General features: G+C 31.3%; 4 protein-coding genes. All 4 read right to left on the bottom strand.

What is annotated here, in order from left to right:
* Positions 1-100: 100 nt before the first annotated feature.
* A complete protein-coding gene (locus tag ACE01T_RS16645) occupies positions 101-2449 on the bottom strand; it encodes a tyrosine-type recombinase/integrase (RefSeq protein ID WP_395519714.1) in 2349 nt (782 codons plus the stop codon).
* Positions 2446-4740, bottom strand: a complete 2295-nt coding sequence (locus tag ACE01T_RS16640; RefSeq protein ID WP_395519713.1) for a hypothetical protein — start codon at positions 4738-4740, stop codon at positions 2446-2448. Before ACE01T_RS16640 ends, ACE01T_RS16645 begins: the two co-directional genes overlap by 4 nt.
* A 23-nt stretch (positions 4741-4763) precedes the next feature.
* Positions 4764-5276, bottom strand: a complete 513-nt coding sequence (locus tag ACE01T_RS16635) for a hypothetical protein (RefSeq protein ID WP_395519712.1) — start codon at positions 5274-5276, stop codon at positions 4764-4766.
* A gap of 216 nt (positions 5277-5492) precedes the next feature.
* Complete coding sequence (locus ACE01T_RS16630; protein WP_395519711.1) at positions 5493-5699, bottom strand: helix-turn-helix domain-containing protein; 207 nt, start codon at positions 5697-5699, stop codon at positions 5493-5495.
* Between the last annotated feature and the right edge of the window lie 753 nt (positions 5700-6452).

Here is a 6452-nt window from a genome sequence, read left to right as displayed (position 1 = left end):
CTATAAAAGTGTCTAAGGCCATAAACATAATGTCCATTTAATAAATAATGGACACTATCGGGATATTGAGAAAATAAGAAAAGTGGGGTTCAGCGGACGCTTACGAAGCAGTGTGCCTAAAGCTATGAAATGAATAGTCGTGTACTTGATTCAAAAATAACTGATCAAACATCTCCTTGATCAGTTGACTCACAGATCGATGAGAAATATCCCCACCCTCTTCAGAGAAAATTAAACAATCTTTGGCACCTAATGTATTTTGATTAATGGGCACCTTCATTTTTTTGTTAATCAAATGAATAACTGAAATTAACTCATCTCTGGTCAGTAATTCATCAAGGCACATTCCTCGTTTTGCATTACTGGTTTTAAGCTGACGAGAATAATTATTGTGGATAAAAATTTTGAAAATTTCATATTTTTCATTGGTAAAATAATAATAAAGATCATGACCAATTGTTTCATAACGCAAATTTATCATGGCTAAATCACTTAGCTTTAATCCCAGAATTTCATTGAGTCTTAGCCCCGTTCTATACGCAAGGATACAAATGACTTTAAGAATATTCTTCTGATCTTTGGTCAACTGAGTTTGGACAGCAATTAAATTTTTAAATTGATTAAACATCACTGGTGTAACATACGATGTTCTACACACTTGCAAATCAGTTGATTGCAATTGATCTAAATAATTAATACGAGGAGCACCAAAATTACGTATTAAGCTATTGTGAAATTTTTTTAGATTACTTACCGCATACCCATAGCTATTATGTTTAATCCCCCTCCCATTTTGTGAACATTTTCTGTTTTTCTTACTACTGTCGCCAATGGATTTGATAGCCAAAATATGACTGTAGATCTCCTCAAACTCTTCTTCATCTATGGCTTGAAGGTCTAAATCATTACTCACAACATATAGAAAAAGTTCGTCAATAAATGATGATTTATAAGTATCTAAAGAGCTCAGTTTAATGCCTTTTTTATTTTTACCCGAGCCGGTCGATTTTATTTCTTTAAGACACTCCAAATACCACGTGATCACCGCAATCTGAACACTAACAAGGGCAATATCTTTTGGCGAGGTATATTGCTGGCAAGAATAACTGTTGTGAAGCAAGCTAAGATCCTTTGAAAACTCAGCTATAACTTCGCTCACACTCACGTTACTAACATCCAAGGTTCTTACTAAACTCTTTTTAATATCTGCGGCACAGTGATAATCTGTATTCAAATTTCGAATCTGCTCCAACTTAGCCTTCTTCAATTCCGTATAGTAAAAATTATCTACAATAGCTTGATTGATGCTCTTTTTTTTAGACGTCTGAGTACTGTCATGTGTATCAATTCCCTCTAGTGCTTTTAAGGATGAATAAGAAAGCGCCGAGTAATTAAAAACACCCTTAGATAAAGCAATAAGAAAACCATCTAATGTATTTTTCGTTCCAAAATACTGTACGTAATCTAAATGATCAAAAAGCTTAAATTTCTTCTTTGAAAAAATCTTAACAACAGCGTGTTCGTGATCTACATCTTGTAAGCCTGATAAAATTTTTTGATCTAAAAGCTCCCCATTTAGATTGATTATAGAATCGAGCAATTGCACCAATTCTTGATCTACTTGTCTTTTTTCTGGTTGTGTATCTAATTCAATATCGTTAACCAGTCGAATCAACATTAACAAACTCATTGGAGTCAGATAAATTTGTTTAACCTGGTATGATTTTTCATCGTAAATTAAATTCGCATAAGACGAATTTTCCAGAGGATAACTATATAAGCAAGCAAATTTTGAAATGTCTTTACCGTACACCGATACTAGACCACTAGATAATTCAAATGGGGAAACTCTATCGTTAGAGTATGTTTCTCTCAAAGATTTTAGAATTGCGAGCAAATCAGCTCGTGTCCCACATCCACAATCAAAAATGAGAGCCAATAAGAACTGACGCAACAGAAATTCTTTTTGTTCAAATGTCACATGCGGATTTAATTTACTTGTCTTAAGCTGATGGGGTAATTGCTTCTGCCAAAAGTCATGCAGCTTTAGCTTAAAATCATGTAATTCCCTTCCACTCTGCAATTTAGTTTGGGTAGATTCAATATCTTTGATATTAGATGGAAAAGAGCTGGTTTGAATCAGTGGTATATTATAATTACCAGACAACCAGTCTATCTTTGATTCAACCTCCTGTTTATTTTGGACGCATAAATCTGACCAATATTGCCATCCCACTTTTAAGTGATTAGCATCCAATTTTTGTGATTTGAAATATTTATTAACTTTAGCTCTCGCCTTATACATCTTCTCTTTAATTTTATCATCAAGCTTAAGCTTTAAATTATGCTCTGTAATCTCTTCAACTAGCATATTTGAAATACTTTCAAATATGCTTTTCGCCATAGATTCAAGTTCTTGCTTTAATTTTTCTAAATTTTCATTATTCATAAAGAAATCTCCACAGATGTTAACTCAAGATCTTTAAAAAGTTTTTCTAAAGCATCCTGAATTAGAGTTTTGTAAGCATATGGCTGTAAAGATGATAATTTAGAAAATCCAATTTCACCTTGTTGATCATGCGCATACCATGACTTAAAGACTGCATCTGGCAAATCAAGGGTGTTCCTTACAAAATGTCGAATCCAATTGGGATATAACGGCCCAATTTCAGGGAAATTCAATGCAAGATAAGAAGCCACATCTTTCTGAGTTAAAGGACTTATTTTTATTTTCATGAATCCTGCATTTTTCTTCCAATAGTGAAGATAGTAGTTATCCTCACTTTTAGTTAAAGTCCCTGAATTCATAAGGTCTGTAATGAATTTTTCATACAGCTTTAGTTCATTAACAACAAATTCAGTCAGTGGTGAAAAGCGACCATGACGTCGTGATTGGCTGTTTTTATCATGAATGTAGACTATGCCTGTAATGAAGTCATAGTTCTCCTTGATACTCGATGCAGCAATTGCTGGGCGTGCTCCTGAGGATAAAAGACAACAAATCCAAATCCAGACACTGAAAGCATTAAATCGTTCTTCAATTGATTTCTTGTCCTTCAATATCTGAATGATCTTTTTGTTCAGTGAATTTAAGAATTTTTTAGCCTGATTAAATGACCAAGCTCGCTGACTTCCTACACGTTCATCACTTTTAACTTGAATAAATTGAGGGCGATCTAGCACATGACTCTCATGTTTATTCTGAAACCAAAGCCATACGTATTTCTCATACGAATCATTTAACTGTTTATAAGAAAAACCACCGTATGCAAGATCGGGTTGATGTGAAACTTGTTTACCAATGAGAAAATTCTTCTGTAAATCATCTTCACAAATGCGATGTAAATGAAATGAAAGCTGCGAGGCGATATGAGTAACAGATAGATTTCCAATACAATAACCAAAGAAACATTCCTTTAAATACTGATTAAAATCGGTGTTTGTGTAGCCACTTAGCTGCGCCTCTTTGATTCGATCAATCCACATTGCAGGAATTTGGAATGTCCAACTGGAATGTTTATTCAGCCTATTCCCTTTTTTTGCAATTTCGCCGTCCAGCCTTTTATTAACCTCGGCATCGACGGTCCATAAATAATAATCACGACCAGAAGAATGTTTTAATTTCTTAATTTCAAAAAAGTAATCAACATATTGAAAGACAACAGCACTCATTCCTGTACATAATGATATTAAGAAACAGGCAGCCATGGCAGATTCTTCTATGTCTTTATTGTCCTGTAGTTCGTCATGTAAGACCTGATATATAACTTTCAAAAAAGGTGGGTCGATATAGTAAACATTACTCACAGTCGGTTCGTGTACATGATCGAGGTATCTACGCAATACTTGCTGATCAACAAGAGTTGATAATCTGCGTGTATTCTCATCTTGACTAAAATCATATTGATGACTTTTTACATCTTCATTTTCTTCATCGTCATCCTTTGCATGAGCATCAGAATAGTCAGAGTAGCTGTCTACTATCAAAGGTGGATCGATGAAACTTAAAAGAGACACCTTTGTTTCTTCAAGAGATGTTTGAGCTTTTTTCCTATTAACCTGTACTTTCTTATCATAGTAGAGATCTTCAATAGCCACCCTATATTCATCTAAATAGCGATTTAATGATTTTTCAATTTGATTCTTTTCCTGCACATCGAAATCTAGACAACTCGCAATAGTTTGGTCTTTTTGCTTTTTAGCATAACTACTGAATTCTTTTTTCGACTTTTTCAATGGATCAATATTTATAATTACTCTAAAATAGTAAACAAGATTCGTTAATATATCATTTATATATTTATCAAACCTTTTCCCTACCAGTTTAAATAATAAGTACAATGTATAATTTATCATTTTAATTTTTGATTCCGAATTATCAATCGTCAAGAACAATCCAGATAAAAGCATCACATAATTTAAAATTTCTAAATTTTTATTATTTATCTCAATTTGATTTTCATTATTTAACTTATCTAAATCATTACATAATATCGAAACACTTAAAAATCCCAATATACTTCTATATTGAGTTCTTTGCTTATTTCTACAAATATTAAAATATAGCATCCCACAATAATCTGTCAAACTTTTCAAACTTTCTTGATCCATAGATTTTAAATAAAAATTTTTAAAATCTTCAAAATTTAACATCGCTATTCTTTTACTATATCCAGAAATAATTTCCTCAAAACCACCACAATGATTTTTAAGATATTCCTGATTTAAAATTTCAAACATTTCAATTAACTCTTAAATAACGATTAATATTCATTAAAATTCTTAGGCAATTTAAAAAAATTCACAAAATCACTCTTATAGATTTTTTCATGATTAGAATATCCACCTTTTTTTAATACCTCCCTATTAATATAAAATTGTATTTTTTGCCTATCTTCCTGGTTCAAATATTCAAAAACTCTGTTAAACAAATAATTTCTAGATTCCTTCTTAATTGAGGCACTTTTTAAATAATTAAAAAGCACGAACCAAAAAACGTAACTTGTTTGAGCCTCAACCCAAACCTTCTGATCTTGCTTGATAGAATCTGGCAAATAGGCAGATGCTGTTTTAAAACATTCAAGATCATCACTGACTCGTTTAGCAATTAAAGTAAGTATTTGTCCTTGGACCTTCTGTTGCAGATTTACACAAGAGTCTGTGTGACTAAGTACAGTCTCGAGTATGTCCAATTGAGTTTTATGAACATCAATCTTCAAGTTACTCGTACTTCGTTGTTTGGGTTTTTGCTTTGATTTTGATTTTTTTTTGGACATTATTAACTCCAAATCCTACCCTATAAAAACTTCATTAAGGCTTTTTTTGAGCATGACAAAGCCTAGAGCCTAAATCTAAATCCAATTTAAACTGATGATATTTTTTAAAAAATAGGTATATAAATTTTATGGATGAGATAGTATTTCTTGTTATTGCGTGCTTTTTACCTCTAAATAGAGTGAACGCCAATAGCATGAAAAACTATCTCAATTTTTCTAGACTTCTTCTTTGACACAAGCAAATTTATAGACTTCTGCTTTACTCCATCGAAGACTGCGACCATGCCTAATAGGATTTATTGGTCCGTTTTCATACAATGCCCATTTACGTAATGTTTGTTCTGCATACCCTAATAAACGAGCAGCTTCACTAGTAGATAGCAATAATCTATCTTGGGTAATTTGTTTAACTTTATGTTTCATGTTGATTAAGATGTCTGGCTTAATATATTTACATAAAACTAAACTTTTTAAATAATTTATATATCTCTCTGATTTTTTTTATGATTCTATACTACTAAATAAGATTTAAAAATAAAACAATCAATTATAATATTGATTTATATAAGATATTTTTAAAAAAGTATGGAACCACAAAAGTAAAATGAGTACCATCCAAAGGACAGTCAATCACATCTATCTTCAACAACACTCAATTCAGAAGAATCACCTTACATAACCACCTTATAAACATCAACTCATTATCCACTCTCTCTTATTAAATTTAAAATATCAATCAATAAAGTATATAAATTTATAATTTTTTAAATAACTAATTAAAAATAAAATATATTCATAATCTTATTAGGTAAATAAAATTTTATAAAAAAACTATTATATTAAATACATAATTTTAATTAATTTTTTTAGTAATGAGAGTTTTTTTAGCCCTGTTGCTCAAACCAGATTATTTAAAAGTACAATTTCCTAATTAATAAGCTTGCAACTAAAATTTATCATACAATTAACAACCCCATTATAACAACATCTTAATAGGTTAATTTAATATATCAATTGGGTTTAATTATAATATTTTATCGGCAGTATAAAATATCTATCTAGCGGCATTTAAAAACTGCCCCTTAGTTAATATAGCGGTAAGCGTCCGCTGAACACACCTTATGAATTCATCCTATAAGCCTTAATTTAGTTCCCACCTAAAAACAAGTGGGGACT

Source organism: Acinetobacter uliginosus (assembly GCF_044130295.1).
Taxonomy (GTDB): domain Bacteria; phylum Pseudomonadota; class Gammaproteobacteria; order Pseudomonadales; family Moraxellaceae; genus Acinetobacter.
Note: the sequence above shows the minus strand (reverse complement) of the source record. Positions and strands in the feature narration are given on the sequence as shown.